This is a genomic window from Paraburkholderia gardini (genome assembly GCF_907164575.1).
Lineage (GTDB): Bacteria > Pseudomonadota > Gammaproteobacteria > Burkholderiales > Burkholderiaceae > Paraburkholderia > Paraburkholderia gardini.
On record NZ_CAJQYY010000004.1, the window covers coordinates 57,831 to 74,282 of the forward strand.

Sequence of the window (16,452 nt, forward strand, 5' to 3'; positions counted from 1 at the left end):
TACGGCATCGCGCACCCCGCCGCATGCATGCCGCGCAATCATGCTTCAAGGAGACACGAACAGAATATGGGCGCCCTCAGTCATATCCGCGTGCTGGACCTCACACGCGTGCTCGCCGGTCCATGGTGCGCACAGACCCTTGCCGATTTCGGCGCTGACGTCATCAAGATCGAACGCCCCGAAGTGGGCGACGACACCCGTCATTGGGGCCCTCCGTACCTGAAAACGCCGGATGGCGAAGACACGCGCGAGGCTGCGTATTACCTCGCGGCGAACCGCAACAAGCGTTCGGTCACCGTCGACATCGCCACGCCCGAAGGGCAGCAGATCATCCGCGATCTCGCCGCGCAAAGCGACGTCGTGCTCGAGAACTACAAGGTCGGCCAGCTGAAAAAATATGGGCTCGACTATGCGTCGCTGAAGGAAGTGAAACCGGACATCGTCTACTGCTCGGTCACGGGTTTCGGCCAGACAGGCCCGTACGCGCAGCGGGCGGGCTACGACTTCATCATCCAGGGCATTGGCGGATTCATGAGCATCACCGGCGAGCGCGACGCGCTGCCCGGCGGCGGCCCGCAAAAAGCCGGTGTCGCCATCGCCGACCTGATGACCGGCATGTACTCGACCATTGCCGTGCTGACCGCGCTCACCCATCGCGACCGGACGGGCGAAGGCCAGTACATCGACATGGCGTTGCTGGACGTTCAGGTGGCGATGCTCGCCAACATGAACTCGAACTTCCTTGCGAGCGGCAAGCCGCCCGTGCGCTGGGGCAACGCGCACGCGAACATCGTGCCCTACCAGACGTTCCAGACGAGCGACAGCTGGATCATCGTCGCGGTTGGCAATGACGGGCAGTTTCGCAAGTTCGTCGAAGCAGGCAACCGGCCTGAACTCGCCGACGACGAGCGTTTCTCGACCAACCCGGCGCGGGTACGCAACCGCGAAACGCTCGTGCCGCTGCTGGCCGATATGGTCCGGCTGCGTGGCAAGCAGGAATGGATCGCCGCGCTGGAGGCGTCGGGTGTGCCGTGTGGGCCGATCAATGACCTCGGTGAGGTATTCGAGAACGAGCAGGTCGTCGCGCGCGGAATGCAGGTTGACCTGCCGCATCCGTCCGGCGGGACAGTGAAGCTGGTGCGCAATCCCGTCCGGATGAGCGCGACCCCGCCGGAAGCGGCCGCCCATCCGCCGACACTCGGCGAGCACACCGATGAGATATTGCGCACCGTGCTGGGGTTCGACGAAACCCGCATCGCGGAGTTAAAGGCGCGGTCGGTGATCTGACGGGTGGTGGTTCTCCGGCCGGTCTCGAAGGTGGTCTGCGCACATCCGGGGGACGCGGGCGGCCGCCGCGCCCGAACCCGGTCGCGCGGCAGCGGCACCGGCCGCTCTTTAGCCCACGCTCCAGCTACGATCAAACCGCCCGAAAACCTCGCTAAACCCGAGCTAAACCCGCTTTAGACCGCCTCGACCAGCGACTCCAGCCAGCACATTCCCTCGGGCCAGTCGCCGAGACCGCTTTCGCCGTTGATATGACCGCGCGGGCCGATGTCAAACCAGGCGCTCTGCCACGCCCTGGCGCAGGCCCGTGAAAACGCGACGCCGCCGTATGGGTCGTCCGTGCTGGCGACCACGATCGTCGGAAACGGCAAGGGCGCCATCGGCACGGGCGCAAACCCGGACGCATCCACCGGAAATTGCGCCCCCGCCGGATCGGGCACCGCGACCAGCAACGCCCCCGCCACCTTCGCAATCTGCGTGGCGTACGCGTACTGCGTGGCCCAGAACGCGACAGCCAGGCAACCGAGGCTGTGCGCGGCGAACATCACCGGCGCATCGGCGGCGGCCACGGCTTCGTCCAGCGTGCGGCACCATGCGTCGCGCACCGGGTAATCCCAATCCGGCATCTGGACGCGGGCGAATTCAGGATGTGCCGCTTCCCAGCGCGTCTGCCAGTGACCCTCGCCGGAATTCTGATAGCCCGGCAGAACCAGAACGTTATGTGTCGTCATCGCGGTTCCCCGATTTGTAGTTCGTTATCGTATTTCAGTGAAACACCCGTCCGACACCCGCACCACGCGGGTCGGCGGCAGGCTCCGGCGTCGTGCCTTCCACGCGGATCATCTGGACATCGCCGTTGAACTTCTGCCCTTCCAGCGTGTAGCCGAGACCTTTCAACTGGCCGGCCAGTTCGCCCGTTATCGGATGATACGGCTCCCAGTAGATTGTCTTCGGCGGCAGCAGTTGATGATGAAAGCGCATCGCGGCCAGCGCGTCGGCAGGCGGCATGCCGAAATCATAGAGATTCGTCATCACCTGGAAGATCGACGTGAAAATGCGCGAACCGCCGGGCGTGCCGATCACGAGCGAAACCTTGCCGTCTTTCAGCAGGATGGTCGGCGTCATCGAAGAAAGTGGCCGGCGACCCGGCGCAATCGTATTGACGTCGCCGCTCGTGACGCCGAACTGGTTCGGCGTGCCGGCCTTCGCGACGAAGTCGTCCATTTCGTCGTTCAGCGCGAAGCCTGCGTTGTCCACCACCACGCCCGATCCGAACGGCCCGTTGAGCGTGTACGTGTTCGACACCGCGTTGCCCCATTTGTCGACGACCGAAAAGTGCGTCGTCTCGGCGCGCTCGGGCATCGAATCGCCGAGGCCCGGCTTGACCGGCGTCGCGCCCGGCACTTCGTCGGGCGTCACCTCATCGGCGCGCTGCGCGAGGTAAGCGTCGTCGATCAGTTTGTCGACGGGCACGTGATACGAATCCGGGTCGCCCATGTACTGCTGCCGGTCGGCAAACACGCGATCTTCGATCTGCGCGACCAGATGAATGTACGCCGACGAATTCAGGTCGAGCCCGGCGAACGCGGGCTTCAGATCGGCCTTCATCTTCAGCAGCTGGATGAGCCCCACACCGCCCGAACTCGGCGGCGGCGCGGTGACGATCCGATAGCCGTTCCAGTCGGCCGTCACCGGCTGGCGCCACACGGCCTTGTATTGCACCAGATCGGTCTTCGAAAGAAGGCCGTGGCCGTACATTTGAGAACTGATGAGGTCCGCAGTCTTGCCTTCGTAGAATTCACGGCCGCCGTCGCTCGCGATACGCGAAAGCGTCTGCGCCAGTTCAGGCTGGCGGAACGTCGCGCCCGCCTTCAGCCCCGCGAAATACACGCTGAAATTGGTCTTGCCGGCGAAACTTTTCGATGCATATTCGGCGCGCTTCTGCAGCCACGGCTCGACGACGAAGCCATCGGTGGCGTATTTGATCGCCGGGGCGAGCACCTGCTTCCACTTCAGTTTGCCGAAGCGACGCTGCGCTTCCCACATGCCGTCGACGGTGCCCGGCACCGCCACGGCCCGGAACCCGACGAGGCTCATGCCCGGCACCGGGTTGCCCTTGTCGTCCAGATACATGTCGCGGGTCGCCTGCTGCGGCGCGCGTTCGCGATAATCGAGGAAGTACGGCTTGCCGTCGACGTAGAGCGTCATGAATCCGCCGCCGCCGATATTGCCCGCATCCGGATAGGTGACCGCAAGCGTGAACGCGATGGCGACGGCCGCATCGACCGCGTTGCCGCCCGCGGCGAAAATCTGCTGGGCCGTGTCCGCGCTGTAGCGGTCGGGCACAGCCACGGCCGACGCGTCGAGCACCGCTTTCGGCGGCGGCGTTCTGGCGAGCGCCGGTGCGGCGGGCACGAAACTGCCAGCCAGGGCGACGACGAGCGTCGCCGCGCCCAGACGCCGGATCAGGGCAAGGGGCAGCGGGACGAAAGGCGCGCAATGCGCGTCGTGCGTGGAATCGGGCATCCGTGAAACTCCAGGAACTGAAGGCGCCATGTTGCCGAACGGCGGGCCTTCGGGCAAGACAAACGGTCCGGCGAACGTCCACATGAAGGGGCAATCGCCGCGACAGCGGCTCAAGCGGGTTTGACGGGGCCGGCGGACACGTCAAAGGGGTCGGCGGACCGTTTTCAGCCGTCGAAAAGTCTGTGGCGACAGCGCCACCGGCAGGCGGCCCGTGCCGCGACGCTCGCATTCTGGCCAGGCGGCGCCCACGCGGACAACGCGTTTTACCTCCTGTTGCACGCTGTAACAGCGTCCGGGCGAAGTCCTCACTCCGGCCGCGTGCCACGTGAACCCTGTCGCTCCCTGACTGGTCAGGTAGAATTGACAGATAAGCGGGCGCATCGCGCGTCCTCGAACGACTTTCACCATCACGCATGAATACCGAACGTAACGAAGCGCCCGCGGCATCCAATTTCATCCGCAACATCATCGATGACGACAACCGCTCCGGAAAGTGGGGCCAGCGCGTGGAAACACGCTTCCCGCCCGAGCCGAACGGCTATCTGCATATCGGCCACGCGAAGAGCATCTGCCTGAATTTCGGCATTGCGAGCAGCTACGGCGGCGTGTGCCACCTGCGTTTCGACGATACGAATCCGGAAAAGGAAAGCGTCGAGTACGTCGATTCGATCATCGACGCCGTCACGTGGCTCGGCTTCGAGTGGACGAAGGACGACAAGGAACAGCTGTATTACGCGAGCGATTACTACGACAGGCTGTATGCGTTCGCCGAGCTGCTGATCGAACGCGGCAAGGCGTATGTCGACAGCCAGTCGGCGGAAGACATGCGCGCGAACCGCGGCTCGGCCACCGAGCCGGGCACGCCGTCGCTGTTCCGTGAGCGCACGGTGCAGGAAAATCTCGACCTCTTCCGCCGCATGAAAGCGGGCGAGTTCAAGGAAGGCGAGCACGTGCTGCGCGCGAAGATCGACATGGCATCGCCGAACTTCAACATGCGCGATCCGGTGATCTACCGCATCCGCTTCGCGCATCATTACCGCACCGGCGACACATGGTGCGTGTATCCGATGTACGACTACACGCACTGCATTTCGGACGCGCTGGAAAACATCACGCATTCGCTGTGCACGCTCGAATTCGAGGATCACCGTCCGCTGTACGACTGGATCCTGAACGAACTGGCGGACGCCGGCGTATTCACGCGTCCGCTGCCGCAACAGATCGAATTCTCGCGCCTGAACCTCACGTACGCGATCACCAGCAAGCGCAAGCTGCTGCAACTCGTGACTGAAGGCCACGTCGAGGGCTGGGACGACCCGCGCATGCCGACCATCGTCGGTGTACGCCGGCGCGGTTTCACGCCGGGGAGCATCAAGCTGTTCTGCGAGCGTATCGGCATCACCAAGGTCGATTCGTGGATCGACATGAGCGTGCTCGAAGGCGCGCTGCGCGACGACCTCGACGACAAGGCGCCGCGTACCGCCGCCGTGCTCGATCCGGTGAAGCTGATCATCGACAACTTCCCGGAAGGCACGATCGAGGAATGCAGCGCGCCGGTCCATCCGCATCATCCGGAAATGGGCACGCGCACGTTCCCCATTTCGCGCGAACTGTGGATCGAGCGTGACGACTTCGTCGAAACGCCGCCGAAGGGTTACTTCCGGCTCTTCCCGGGCAACAAGGTGCGGTTGCGCTACGGCTATGTGGTCGAATGCACGGGCGCCGAAAAAGACGCCGACGGCAACGTGATCGCCGTGCACTGCAATTACTTCCCGGACAGCAAGTCGGGCACCGAAGGCGCGAACACGTACAAGGTGAAGGGCAACATCCATTGGGTCAGCGCCGCGCATGCGCTGCCGGCTGAAGTCCGTATTTACGACCGGCTGTTCCGCGAACCGCAGCCCGACGCAGGCGGCCGCGATTTCCTCGAAGCGCTGAATCCGGATTCGAAGCGTGTCGTCAACGCATACCTTGAACCGGGTCTGAAGGACGTACCGCCGGAGCAGCGTTTCCAGTTCGAGCGACAAGGTTATTTTGTTGCCGATCGCTACGATTCGAAACCGGAAAAACCGGTTTTCAACCGTATCGTGACTTTGCGGGACAGCTGGGGCAAGCCGGCGTAAGCTGGACAGCTCCACTGATCGCCGGGCAGGTGAACCCGGCCCGGGGCACGGATATTCGCCGGCAAACGTGCCCCGGTGCGTCTCATGACATCGACAGGACGTTGCGGCACGGCGCGGTTCTCGAAGACGCACGCCCTTCCCGGAGGAGCAATGAAGTTCGCAGCCCGTTTCCGGCTGATCGCATGCGTCGCGGCGGCTACGTTCGCTTGCGGCGCCCATGCTGATGAACTGACCGGTACGCTGAAAAAAGTCCATGACGAAGGCGTCATTACGCTCGGCGTGCGCGAGGCGTCGATTCCGTTCGCCTATTCCGATGGCGGCCACACGGTCGGCTATTCGTACACGATCGCGCTGCGCATCGTCGATGAAATCAAAAAGGCGCTGGGCGTTAGCGATCTGAAGGTGCGGGAGATCGTCGTGACATCGGCCAATCGCATTCCGATGCTGCTCAACAGCCAGATCGACCTCGAATGCGGCTCGACGACACACACCGTGGAACGCGAATCGCAGGTGGCGTTTTCGGACAGCTTCTTCCAGTACGCGGTGCGCATGATCTCGCGTAAAAATTCGGGCATCGCCGACTTCGCGGATCTCGCGGGCAAATCGGTGGTGACGACGGCGGGCACGTCGGATGAACGGCTGCTGCGCAAGCTGAACAGCGAGAAGCAGCTCAATATGCGTATCACGGCGACGCGGGATCATCCCGAGGCGTTCGCCGCCGTGCGCTCGGACCGCGCGGTCGCGTTCGTGATGGACGAGCCGCTGCTGCACGGCCTGAAAGCGGCGGAAGCGCACCCCGAAGACTACGTGATCACCGGCACGCCGCTCGGCTACGAGGCGTATGCGTGCATGTTCCGCAAGGGCGACGCGCCGATGCGCGATGTCGTCAACGGTGTGATTTCGCGGATGCAGACTTCGGGCGAAGCTGAACGCCTCTACAACGTCTGGTTCACGCAGCCCATTCCGCCGCACGGGACGAACCTGAATTTCCCGATCTCGGCGGAAATGCGCGAGCTCTTCGCCCATCCGAACGACAAGGCGCTCGACTAGGCCATCGCCCCACGAACGCGCGCTTTCAGAGCGTGCGGTGCAGTTCGGCGAGCGAGAGCGTGGTCTGGAACAGCCGCGTGAGACTGCGGCTCGCATAGCGGTCGACCTCGTCGGGTTCGGTCCAGCGATACGCGTCCATTTCGGGAATCATCGTACCGTCGGAGCGACGCGGGAACATCGACGTGCACGTGCACTGTTCGATATCGATCTCGCCGTCGCGCGCGCGCGCGGCGAACAGATGCAGATCCTTGTCGCGACGATACACGAAGAGCCCAAGGTCTTTCAGACGCTCACGCGCGAGGACAATACCCGTCTCCTCGACCATTTCCCGCAATGCGGTGACATGCGGCGCTTCGCCCGCTTCGCCGTGTCCTTTCGGGATGTCCCAGTGCGAGGTTTCCGTGGCGTGCGCGAGCAGTACGCGACCCGCGGCGTCGAGCAGCACGACGCCGCAGGAAATGACGCGCGCGGTCATTGCAACCGCGCGCGGTGTGATGGCGTCGTCACTTTTGAAGCGGGAGTGACAGGGCTCGTGACGGGGCCAGCAGCAGCCTCGCCTGTACCGGCGCTGCGTTCAATCGACGTGCTCAACGCTTCTGCAGTTGCCACGCACCGCTGCCCTGCCGGCAAAAGAGCGGATGCAGATTCATCGATTGCCCTTTGGCCGACAGCACGACCGCCGTCGCGCGGCACGTGCGGTCGCCCTCCTTCGTGGTTCGGTCGGGTGTCAGTGTCGCGTCGATCTTGACGCTGTTGCCGGTGCCCTCGTTGACCCAGTTCACGGTCTGGCCGTCCTGCGTGTCGTTGAGCACCTGGGTGATGGCCTTCTTGATCGAATCGTTGTCGCGCGGCTTCATGTAGCTGATCGGCGTGTCGTTCAGGAAGCCAAGATTCGCCGCCTGTGCGACGCCTGCACCCGCGAGCAGCAACCCACCTGCAGTCCAGCACATCAGGGCTCGGTTTCGCATCGACATTGATTGTTCTCCTTGAAGGCTGACTGGAATGCCCTCGCGCGCATGTCGCGTGAGCTGACCCTCAAAAGCATAGCACGACGTGATGCGCGGCCGCCGCGCCACGGACGGCGCATGCAGGACCATGCCGGCCTTTTCGGACAGGTCCGATTGGCCCTGTCAGGGCGGATCATTAGCATCGAAAGATCCATTACGCGCATGCGTTTCACGCGTTTCACCGGTCCGCACGCGCATCTACGATCTTCTCTGCCGCCATGGACTACTCAATCGCACTTCGCTTCTTCGTCATCGTTCTCACACTGATCAGCATCGCGCTCATGCCGATCGTCATGCGTCGCGAGCCGGCACCCGTCGCCGGCATGCTCAGCATCCAGGTGCTGCCGCGTCCGCAATGGCCCGGCATCCTCACTCGTGCAGGCTTCATCTGCATGCTGGCCTCTTTCGTGATGCTGCTGATGTTCTGCGCGTTCCTGCTTCAGTCGTAACCCCGCGCGTTCAGTGCGCCGCGGGCCGATAGCCGTCCGTCAGCGTATTCAGGAACGCAACCACGTCCTTGATCTCCGCATCGTCGAGTGCCGGTGCGTCGCCCGGTTTGCGGTCAAACGGCGGATCCATATTCAGGTTCGCCTGCAAGCGGACCTTCACAGAGCAGCTTCGGCTGCTTTTTTTACGCTTCACGCAAGCGGCGCGTGCGCCGTCGGCGTAGCGCATTCGCGCGGTCATCCCTGATCCGGTGAAGACGCACGAAAGACAAACCTTCGCTGACGAGGTGAAGTAGAACGGTAGAACCGGAGTTGAAGTACAGCAGGCGGGGATCAGGTGAAAAGCAGGCGAAACCCGCTATGGAGAAACGCTCGCCCATGAAATGCGGCAAGGATGCCGGGGCCGGCAAACCGGTTGGCCCCCCCACGAGGAATCGAACCTCGATTTCAGGTTTAGAAGACCCGTGTTCTATCCGTTGAACTATGGGGAGGCAAAGCGCTCAGCCTGATCGAATGAATCGGCCAAGCCTTAAATTATACCGCATCGCCGCAGGCCGCCCGGTCCATGGCCGCGCGACGCGACGGCAACGCCTCTACACCGGCTGCGCATGCAGCATGAACCAGCCAAGGCACAGCGCGCCGGCAATCACGCAATACACGCCGAACGATGCCAGCCGGCCGCGGCCCTCGAAGTAGCGCATCAGGAAGCGCACGCTGAGATACGCCGCGATCGCCGTGAGGACGCCGCCAAGCAGCGCGTCGGCGAGCTGGTCGGGCGCGTGGAAGAGCTTTGGCATTTCGAGCAGGCCCGCTGCGAAAATAATCGGCGTGCCGAGCAGGAACGCGAATTCCGCGGCTTTTTCCGCCGTCAGCCCGGCCGCGTTGCCCGCGATCATCGTGAGGCCGCTGCGCGAGAAACCCGGAATCAACGCGCCCACCTGCGCGAGGCCGACAAAGAACGCCTGGCGGAACGTGAGCTTCTCCGGCGCGCGATGCACACGCGAGCGCTGCAGACGGTCGCCGAACCATAGCAACACGCCGTTCACGATCAGCGCGATCGCGACGATGCGCAGGTCATGAAACACGCGCTCAAGCCGCTTTTCGAGAATGAGGCCGACAAGACCCGCCGGAATCGTCCCGATGATGAGCGCCCACATCATGTGACCGTCGTCGTTACGCCGGCCGCGCAGCGAACCCACGAAGCCGCCGATCAGCGCGATCCACCGCTTGCGGAAGTACCAGAGCAGCGCTAAAGCGGTACCGAGGTGAAGCGCGACGAGAAAGGGAAGTAGTTGCGGCGCATGCTTGTCGATATGCATGCCGAACAATGCGGGCACGAGGAGCGTATGACCGAGACTGCTGACCGGAAAAAGCTCGGTGACGCCCTGCAACACGCTCAGAAAAATCAGAAACCACAAGTTCACGCGGCGGTCCTCTCAAGGGGTAAACATCGCGCGGGAATGCGTCTCCCGCGCATGGAAGCCGTCCGATTATGCCTGGCGACCCCGGCACAGCCAAGGGTTAACCGCACATACCCCCATTTTTCCGCCGCACTGCGTCACAACCTGAAACACCTGTAAATCGAATGAAAGCAAAAGGCCCGCAAAAGCGGGCCTGGAGTGGATTCTCGCAAGATCCGGAGGCGACGCGCGCGTCGCTTCGAGCGGCGAACGGTGCGTTCTAGCGCTCGACCTTGTAGAAGAAGTAGATGGTGCTGCCGGCGAACATGCCGATCAGTGCTATGCCCATTGCCATCGCAAGATCCATGCATCCTCCGTCCAGAACTGTCGACCCGCCAGTCGGCCGACCGGCCTGTTTTACGGATTATCAGCAAGCCTGCTCTTGCAGTCACGCCCGCAATTTCCCGAGAAAGGGTTTCCCCGTAGCGCAAAGCAGCGCAAAATCGGCCACCGGCAGCATGCGCGCCGCCATCCTTTTCACTCAACCAACTGCGTTTTAACGTCGACCATGGCCATATTCCAGAACCAGGACATCCTCGAAATCGCGCAGGGCGCGGCCCTCCTTCGTATCGCCCCGCAGGCAGGCGGCCGGTTGCTGTCATGGGAGATCGATGGCGAACAGGTGATTTTCTGGCCGGACGACGCCGACTGGAGCGACCCGGCCCGCGTCCGTGGCGGCAATCCGCTGCTGTTTCCGTTTCTCGCGCGGCATTTCGTCGACGGCAAGATCGGACGCTGGCGCGACGCCAGCGGCGTCGTGCGCGATCTGCCGATGCATGGCTTCGCCCGCGACCTGCCGTTCGCCGCGCAACTGGACGCGGCTGGCAACGGCGTCACCATGACGCTCACCGACAGCGACGCCACGCGCACCGCGTATCCGTTCGGCTTTCGTTTCGAGGCGACGTACCGTCTCGCCGACGCAAACACGCTCGACGTGGTGCTGACCACCACCAACACCGGCGACGCCGCGCTACCGTACTACGCGGGCCACCATTTCTACTTCGCGCTGCCGCACACGCAGCGGGTCGAAACCACGCTCGAACTGCCGCCGACGCAGCGCCGTCACCAGCAGGCCGATGCATCGATCAGCGCGGCCGAGCCCGGCGAAGAGCGGTACACGCTCGACGACGCACGCATTCTCGACCGCTTCCATCTGCTCGACGGCACGCCGGACCAGCCGGTGCGCATCGTCGCGCCGGGGCTGAACCGCACGATCACGATCGACCTGCGGCGGCCGGGCTCGATTCCCTGGTACGCCGTGACGACATGGACGCTCGCGCCGGAATCCGACTTCTACTGCGTCGAACCGTGGCTCGGACTGCCCGACGCCATCCATAACGGTTTCGGCCTGCGCTGGCTCGCGCCGGGCGCGACGGAAAGCGCTTCGCTGCGAATCAGCGTCGCCGCGAACAGCTAGAGAGCGATCAAACGGTTCGCGGCGTTTCGGGGTGCTGCAATGCAAAACCGTTAGAATCGGTTGTTTTGCCACTGGCGCGTGTGATCGGGGATCGACGCGCGACAGCGTTTTGTGAGGACCAGGTTTGCATACAAAAATCAGACGGCTCGCCTGCGTATCGATGATCGCGGTGCTCGCCGCGTGCGGGTCGGCTCCGGTGGGGCCAGGGTTCTATCGTGTCGAGCGGGGTGACACGCTGTCCGGCATTGCGCGCAGCAACCGGACCTCCGTGCAGAACATCGCGCGGTGGAACGGATTGACCAATCCCAACGCCATCGAAACCGGCCAGGTGCTACGCGTGGCGCCGCCCGCGAATACCGCGACCGCGGCTACGGGTTCGGGCAGCGCGCAGGCTTCGTCCGGATCGACGGCATCGCGCGGTACCACCGCGCTCGCGCCCGCGCCGACGGCGACGCCCGCTTCGACGATCGCGCTCGTGTGGCCGGCGCAGGGCACCGTCACGCGTCGCTTCGACGGCGCGAACTCGAAGGGCATCGACATCGTCAATGTGGCCGGCACGCCGGTCGTCGCGGCGGCGGCGGGCTCGGTGGTGTATGCGGGCGACGGTCTGCGCGGTTACGGCAACCTCATCATCATCAAGCACAACAGCGACTATCTGACCGCCTACGCGCATAACCGCGCGCTGGTCGTCAAGGAAGGCCAGGCGGTTTCGCAAGGCCAGAAAATCGCCGAGATGGGCGACACGGACAGCGATCACGTGATGCTGCATTTCGAATTGCGCTACCAGAGCCGTTCGATCGACCCGGCCCGTTCGCTGCCGCCCCGCTGAACGCGATGCAGGCATCGCGTTTGCTGCGGTGGGTGTCGTCAGGCACCTGGCGGCGGATCGTTTGCCGTGCCCAACGCACGGCGGATGCAAGGTTCCGCCTGAACAAACGGCGGCCTTGTGGACGGTCGATCAGGCGCGTGGGGAACCCCGCGGGCCCCTGAACGATCCATTCTCAAGGGGCGCGGCAACCGGCTGCGTCCGAAAACAGGAAAATCTGCGATGAAAAGCGCACTCGCCAAGGCGGCCGGAATGGCCGTCCTGACACTCGCAGGCCTCGCGGGCTGCTCCACCACGTCGACGCTCACGTATCTGCCGAACGGCGACACCGGCTTCGCGATCAACTGCAGCGGCAGCGATGCCAGCGAAAGCTGGGGCGAATGCTACAAAAAAGCTGGCGAAGCATGTGGCGCGTATGGGTACGACGTGATTTCGAAGGACGTCGACAACGGCGCCACATCGGGCGGCTCGCTCGGAGGGATTTTCGGTGCCAACGTCAAGAACCGGTCGATGGTCATCCACTGCAAGCAATGATGTCCGAGCGCGGCATCATTGCCGGATCGCGCAATAAAAAGAGCCCGGCACGAGGCCGGGCTAACGGGGGTTCGGCGCATATCGGCAAAGGACCGGTTCACCATGCGCCGAAACGAAATCTAGCAACGCGCGTATACCGACGCAATCGATTAATTGTGCAAATAATGTTACTCGGCGCACTGAGTGACACCGGCGCAAACCTGGCCCGCTCAATTTAGCAAGCCGAACTAACCTGAATGCTGCGTTGCAATGGGATTTCCATCCCCTTCCCGGCCAATGCCGATATGCCTCGAATGCCGCACCAGTCCTGCTTCTACGTCGCCCGGGCCGACCCGTTCAGCAGGCTGCGAAGGCCACTGCAAAAAGCGGCGCAGGCCATTTATTTTGCGATAACCTGCCTGTTTGAACCTTGGTGCGCAAGCGCACCCTTCCATTGATTTAATGACTAAATGCAATCGCGCGAACTACGATTTTCAGCGTATTTTGCTTTGATCAGATTAAATGCCCACGGCATCGCGATTGTTTAAACCGCGGATAAAAACTGATGTTAATTTCCGGTCCCGCAATCCGGCGCGCGGCAAAGCGGCGCCGTGACGATGGTTTATAGTGTCGGCCGCCCGTCTCGTTTCCCGATATCCCATGACTTCCCCTGACGCAACGCACAGCCCGCTCTATCTGAAACTCCTCGCCGAAACCGCGAAGATCGGCTGGCCCGAACTCGAACGTTTCTTTGCGCGCGGCATGCTGCTGCGCGTGGTGCGCGATCTCGACCTGGTGAGCGTCGCCGAAGCCATCGCCAGCGACGACGCCACGCAGGTCACGCAATGGCTCTCGGCGGGCCTCGTGGAACGCGTGCAGGCCGAAACGGCCGCTGATTTCGCCGCCCGCGACCCGGACCTGTGGGCGGTCGTCGTCTCGCCGTGGGTCTGCGTGCAGGAGCGCGGTTGAACGGCACGGAAAGCACGCGCGACACGAATGGCGTACGCAAGACGACGCCGGACAGCGCATCGCCGACGCCGGGGCAGCCCGATGCCATCGCGACAAGCGCCGTGGAAACTGTCGCGGACGCTGAAACCATCGCGCTCGACGGAACGACCAAAGCCGAAGCCGTTCCCGTGCACTGGCACCGTCGCGTTCTTACGCTCGCTTTTCCGATTGTCATTGCGAATCTGACACAGCCGATCCTCGGCGCGGTCGATACGGCGGTCGCCGGTCATCTGGAGAGTGCGTCGTATCTCGGCGGCGTCGCGCTCGGCGGGCTCTTCTTCAGCTTCGTGTTCTGGGGCTTCGGCTTCCTGCGGATGGGGACGACCGGACTCGTCGCGCAGTCGTTCGGTGCGAACGATGCGGCGGGCCTGAGGATGAACGTTATTCGCGCGCTCATGCTCGCGTTCGTGATCGGCGCCGCGGTGCTTGCGCTGCAGGTGCCGCTGATCGGTTATACGTTGCGTGCGATCGGCGGCAGCGAAGCGGTCCAGCTGCATGCCCGCGTGTATTGCCATGCGCGCATCTGGGCGGCGCCACTTGCGCTCGCGAACTACGTGGTGCTCGGCTGGCTGCTCGGCACACAGCGCGTGCGCCTCGCGCTCCTCACGCAGGTGTTCATCAACGCGGTGAACATCGTCGCCGTGCTGCTCTTCGTCTATGTGTTCGACTGGGGTATCGCCGGGATTGGCGCCGCGACGGCCACCGCCGATGCGCTCGGCTTCGTGCTCGGCGCCGCACTCCTGTGGCATCTGCGCCCGCGCGGACTTCCCGCGCCCGATCGCGCGTCGCTCGTCGATGCGACGGCGCTCAGACGGCTCGTCACGATCAACCGTGACATCTTCGTGCGCACGCTTTGTCTGCTTGGCGCGTTCGGCTGGTTCGCGCATCTCGGCGCGCGCCAGGGCGATACGACGCTCGCCGCCAACGCGCTGCTGCTCAACTTCCAGACGTTCATGGCATACGGGCTCGACGGCTTCGCCCACGCGGCGGAAGCGCTCGTCGGCGCGGCGATCGGCGCGCGCGAGCGCAGCGCGTTCCGCCAGGCCGTCAAGGTGACGATGCTATGGTCGACGCTCGGCGCACTCGGCTTTTCGCTCGCTTACTGGATGGGCGGTGCGTGGATCATCGAGCGCCTGACCGATCAGCCGGCCGTGCGCAGCGCGGCGGAAACGTATCTGCCGTGGGCCGCGTTATCGCCGGTGATTTCGGTGTGGGGTTTTCTGCTCGACGGCGTGTTCATCGGCGCGACGCGCACGCATGAACTGATGAAAGCGATGGCCGCATCGCTGACCGTGTTCGTGGCCGCATCGTGGGCGCTGATGGGTCCGTACGGCAATCACGGCCTGTGGATCGCCCTGCTCGTTTTCATGCTCGCCCGCGGCGCGACGTTGCTGCGCTACCTGCCGCGCGTGACGGCGAGCATCGCGCCCGCGCGCGCGGTTTAGCGCGGCCCCGGTTCGCCGCGTCAGACGATACGGGCTACGCTCACTTCGGCGCGGCGGGAACGTCCGACGGAGTGGGCGTGTCGAGCATCGACGGCGGCCGGTCGTCGGTCGGCACGCCGTGGTAGTCCTGCGGATCTTTGGGTGGTGTCTTGTGATGATCGTTGGGGTTGCTCGTGCAACCGGTCAGGGCGGACAACAGCAGGGCAATCAGGATCGTGCGATTCATGGACTCTCGAAAACAGGGAAAACGTGAGACGCGCCTGCCTGGCACGTCGTTGAAGTAAGTCTGACAGTCTACCTGCAACGCGTTTTCGCTGACGGCATGCGTGCAGTGCACAATGACTCCCCGCTTCGCGATGGCTGACCTACTATGTACACATGGCTGCAATCTTCGAAGGAGGCTGCCATGGACGCTGAATCAATTGCGGGGCTGATCGGCCTCGCCATCGGGCTGCTCGTGCTGGTCGCGCTATCGGTCTTCGAATCGCGAACCTACCGGCGCGAACACAGCGGTGAAGGCATGCTGCATCACTGGCTCGCCGGACATCACGTGCTGGATCGTCTGCATCGCAGACGTTGAGCGTCGGCTCATCGCGCGGAAGAGGTTCTTCCGCGCGCATCGATTATTCTCACCGACATTGCGCGCCCCAGTGTCTGGCGCGTGTGCTGCTGCGCGGCTCATCTGGCGCACGTCACTTCTCGTCAGTTCAAACCGGCTCCGCGTTCGTCTTTCTTCGCACTCGTGTGTTCTCCCTAAAACAAGGGTTAACGCGTGCATCCTTGTTACCGGCGCGTGCAGGAAATACCTTCACCCGACAATCCTCAGATGCAGCCAACGGACCCACGTCATGCGATGTTGATGGGGAATGAGCAGCGTCACAGCCAGCCGCAACGGCGCTGACGCGGCATCGACGCGGTTTGGCATATCGATTGCTCGAAGTTGCATGGAGCGGCTTCGCGGCCCTCCGCAAAGCCGTTCGATCGCCTCGCCACCCTGCCCTCCTGGCATCGGATCCGCGGCGGCGCGATGTTCCCCGGCCAATATCAAGGAGACGTGAAATGACCATCGGAACCATCCTGCTGATCGTGCTGATCCTGCTGCTGATCGGCGCATTTCCGACGTGGCCGCACAGTCGAGCGTGGGGCTACCAGCCGACTGGCATCCTCGGCATCGTCCTGATCGTGGTGATCGTGCTGCTGCTGATGGGGAGGATCTGAGCGGCAATGCACAGGTTCAACGATGACGACCGTCGGCAGATCACTGCCCGCAACCTGTTCGCACCCAAAAAGCAAAAACCCGCGAAGCCTGACGGCGACGCGGGTTTTTGCTTAATGCCTGTCTGCTGC

Annotated in this window: 18 protein-coding genes and 1 tRNA gene; 11 read left to right on the plus strand and 8 right to left on the minus strand. The window is 63.5% G+C overall.

The window, feature by feature from the left end; all coding sequences use genetic code 11:
- Positions 1-66 precede the first annotated feature (66 nt).
- Entirely contained in the window at positions 67-1,287 is a 1,221-nt protein-coding gene (locus LPA34_RS04605; protein ID WP_228975420.1) for a CaiB/BaiF CoA transferase family protein, read from the plus strand.
- A 173-nt stretch (positions 1,288-1,460) separates the two neighbouring features.
- On the opposite strand, the gene LPA34_RS04610 is transcribed toward LPA34_RS04605, so the two are convergent.
- Positions 1,461-2,015: an RBBP9/YdeN family alpha/beta hydrolase gene (locus LPA34_RS04610; RefSeq protein ID WP_228975422.1), complete on the minus strand. Its 555-nt coding sequence runs from the start codon at positions 2,013-2,015 to the stop codon at positions 1,461-1,463.
- A 34-nt stretch (positions 2,016-2,049) separates the two neighbouring features.
- A complete protein-coding gene (gene ggt, locus LPA34_RS04615; protein WP_228975423.1) occupies positions 2,050-3,810 on the minus strand; it encodes a gamma-glutamyltransferase in 1,761 nt (586 codons plus the stop codon).
- 413 nt (positions 3,811-4,223) lie between these two features.
- Here ggt and LPA34_RS04620 point away from each other — a divergent pair, with 413 nt between their 5' ends.
- Complete coding sequence (locus tag LPA34_RS04620; RefSeq protein ID WP_228975426.1) at positions 4,224-5,933, plus strand: glutamine--tRNA ligase/YqeY domain fusion protein; 1,710 nt, start codon at positions 4,224-4,226, stop codon at positions 5,931-5,933.
- 150 nt (positions 5,934-6,083) lie between these two features.
- On the plus strand, positions 6,084-6,983 hold the full coding sequence (locus tag LPA34_RS04625; RefSeq protein ID WP_228975428.1) for a transporter substrate-binding domain-containing protein: 900 nt from the start codon (positions 6,084-6,086) through the stop codon (positions 6,981-6,983).
- Between the two features lie 25 nt (positions 6,984-7,008).
- On the opposite strand, the gene LPA34_RS04630 is transcribed toward LPA34_RS04625, so the two are convergent.
- Positions 7,009-7,458 carry an NUDIX hydrolase gene (locus LPA34_RS04630; protein WP_228975431.1) on the minus strand — a complete coding sequence of 150 codons (450 nt, stop codon included), beginning with the start codon at positions 7,456-7,458 and terminating at the stop codon, positions 7,009-7,011.
- Positions 7,459-7,570: 112 nt separating this feature from the next.
- Positions 7,571-7,957: an RT0821/Lpp0805 family surface protein gene (locus LPA34_RS04635; RefSeq protein WP_228975432.1), complete on the minus strand. Its 387-nt coding sequence runs from the start codon at positions 7,955-7,957 to the stop codon at positions 7,571-7,573.
- A gap of 251 nt (positions 7,958-8,208) precedes the next feature.
- On the opposite strand from LPA34_RS04635, the gene LPA34_RS04640 reads away from it, so the two are divergent.
- Positions 8,209-8,439 (plus strand): hypothetical protein, encoded by a 231-nt coding sequence (locus LPA34_RS04640; protein ID WP_228975433.1) that lies wholly within the window; start codon positions 8,209-8,211, stop codon positions 8,437-8,439.
- A gap of 10 nt (positions 8,440-8,449) precedes the next feature.
- Here LPA34_RS04640 and LPA34_RS04645 read toward each other — a convergent pair whose 3' ends face one another.
- The 3 genes from LPA34_RS04645 to LPA34_RS04655 all read right to left on the minus strand — a co-directional run bounded on the left by LPA34_RS04645 (position 8,450) and on the right by LPA34_RS04655 (position 9,860).
- Complete coding sequence (locus LPA34_RS04645; RefSeq protein WP_228975721.1) at positions 8,450-8,665, minus strand: hypothetical protein; 216 nt, start codon at positions 8,663-8,665, stop codon at positions 8,450-8,452.
- 187 nt (positions 8,666-8,852) lie between these two features.
- A tRNA-Arg gene (locus LPA34_RS04650) sits at positions 8,853-8,927 on the minus strand.
- Positions 8,928-9,029: 102 nt separating this feature from the next.
- The gene (locus LPA34_RS04655) at positions 9,030-9,860 is read right to left on the minus strand and encodes an undecaprenyl-diphosphate phosphatase (RefSeq protein ID WP_228975436.1); all 831 of its coding nucleotides are present in this window, start codon (positions 9,858-9,860) and stop codon (positions 9,030-9,032) included.
- Between the two features lie 544 nt (positions 9,861-10,404).
- On the opposite strand from LPA34_RS04655, the gene LPA34_RS04660 reads away from it, so the two are divergent.
- The 5 genes from LPA34_RS04660 (at position 10,405) to LPA34_RS04680 (ending at position 15,105) form a co-directional block, all read left to right on the plus strand.
- Positions 10,405-11,313 (plus strand): aldose epimerase family protein, encoded by a 909-nt coding sequence (locus LPA34_RS04660; protein ID WP_228975438.1) that lies wholly within the window; start codon positions 10,405-10,407, stop codon positions 11,311-11,313.
- 160 nt (positions 11,314-11,473) lie between these two features.
- The gene (locus LPA34_RS04665) at positions 11,474-12,142 is read left to right on the plus strand and encodes a peptidoglycan DD-metalloendopeptidase family protein (RefSeq protein ID WP_228975698.1); all 669 of its coding nucleotides are present in this window, start codon (positions 11,474-11,476) and stop codon (positions 12,140-12,142) included.
- A gap of 219 nt (positions 12,143-12,361) precedes the next feature.
- Entirely contained in the window at positions 12,362-12,673 is a 312-nt protein-coding gene (locus LPA34_RS04670; RefSeq protein ID WP_228975440.1) for a hypothetical protein, read from the plus strand.
- Positions 12,674-13,312: 639 nt separating this feature from the next.
- Positions 13,313-13,621 (plus strand): DUF2288 domain-containing protein, encoded by a 309-nt coding sequence (locus tag LPA34_RS04675; RefSeq protein WP_228975442.1) that lies wholly within the window; start codon positions 13,313-13,315, stop codon positions 13,619-13,621.
- Positions 13,622-13,722: 101 nt separating this feature from the next.
- Positions 13,723-15,105: an MATE family efflux transporter gene (locus LPA34_RS04680; protein ID WP_407672498.1), complete on the plus strand. Its 1,383-nt coding sequence runs from the start codon at positions 13,723-13,725 to the stop codon at positions 15,103-15,105.
- Between the two features lie 40 nt (positions 15,106-15,145).
- Here LPA34_RS04680 and LPA34_RS04685 read toward each other — a convergent pair whose 3' ends face one another.
- A complete protein-coding gene (locus tag LPA34_RS04685) occupies positions 15,146-15,331 on the minus strand; it encodes a hypothetical protein (RefSeq protein ID WP_228975444.1) in 186 nt (61 codons plus the stop codon).
- Between the two features lie 180 nt (positions 15,332-15,511).
- Here LPA34_RS04685 and LPA34_RS04690 point away from each other — a divergent pair, with 180 nt between their 5' ends.
- On the plus strand, positions 15,512-15,685 hold the full coding sequence (locus LPA34_RS04690) for a hypothetical protein (protein WP_228879086.1): 174 nt from the start codon (positions 15,512-15,514) through the stop codon (positions 15,683-15,685).
- 479 nt (positions 15,686-16,164) lie between these two features.
- Positions 16,165-16,323, plus strand: coding sequence for a DUF3309 family protein (locus LPA34_RS04695; protein WP_228975446.1), 159 nt, complete (start codon positions 16,165-16,167; stop codon positions 16,321-16,323).
- Positions 16,324-16,452 lie beyond the last annotated feature (129 nt).

Coding starts and splice junctions, on each gene's coding strand:
- ggt (WP_228975423.1), bottom strand. CDS start 3,810: ATGCCCGATTCCACGCACGACGCGCATTGCGCGCCTTTCGTCCCGCTG.
- LPA34_RS04660 (WP_228975438.1), top strand. CDS start 10,405: ATGGCCATATTCCAGAACCAGGACATCCTCGAAATCGCGCAGGGCGCG.
- LPA34_RS04635 (WP_228975432.1), bottom strand. CDS start 7,957: ATGTCGATGCGAAACCGAGCCCTGATGTGCTGGACTGCAGGTGGGTTG.
- LPA34_RS04675 (WP_228975442.1), top strand. CDS start 13,313: ATGACTTCCCCTGACGCAACGCACAGCCCGCTCTATCTGAAACTCCTC.
- LPA34_RS04690 (WP_228879086.1), top strand. CDS start 15,512: ATGGACGCTGAATCAATTGCGGGGCTGATCGGCCTCGCCATCGGGCTG.
- LPA34_RS04605 (WP_228975420.1), top strand. CDS start 67: ATGGGCGCCCTCAGTCATATCCGCGTGCTGGACCTCACACGCGTGCTC.
- LPA34_RS04645 (WP_228975721.1), bottom strand. CDS start 8,665: ATGCGCTACGCCGACGGCGCACGCGCCGCTTGCGTGAAGCGTAAAAAA.
- LPA34_RS04620 (WP_228975426.1), top strand. CDS start 4,224: ATGAATACCGAACGTAACGAAGCGCCCGCGGCATCCAATTTCATCCGC.
- LPA34_RS04630 (WP_228975431.1), bottom strand. CDS start 7,458: ATGACCGCGCGCGTCATTTCCTGCGGCGTCGTGCTGCTCGACGCCGCG.
- LPA34_RS04640 (WP_228975433.1), top strand. CDS start 8,209: ATGGACTACTCAATCGCACTTCGCTTCTTCGTCATCGTTCTCACACTG.
- LPA34_RS04695 (WP_228975446.1), top strand. CDS start 16,165: ATGACCATCGGAACCATCCTGCTGATCGTGCTGATCCTGCTGCTGATC.
- LPA34_RS04670 (WP_228975440.1), top strand. CDS start 12,362: ATGAAAAGCGCACTCGCCAAGGCGGCCGGAATGGCCGTCCTGACACTC.
- LPA34_RS04610 (WP_228975422.1), bottom strand. CDS start 2,015: ATGACGACACATAACGTTCTGGTTCTGCCGGGCTATCAGAATTCCGGC.
- LPA34_RS04685 (WP_228975444.1), bottom strand. CDS start 15,331: ATGAATCGCACGATCCTGATTGCCCTGCTGTTGTCCGCCCTGACCGGT.
- LPA34_RS04665 (WP_228975698.1), top strand. CDS start 11,474: ATGATCGCGGTGCTCGCCGCGTGCGGGTCGGCTCCGGTGGGGCCAGGG.
- LPA34_RS04625 (WP_228975428.1), top strand. CDS start 6,084: ATGAAGTTCGCAGCCCGTTTCCGGCTGATCGCATGCGTCGCGGCGGCT.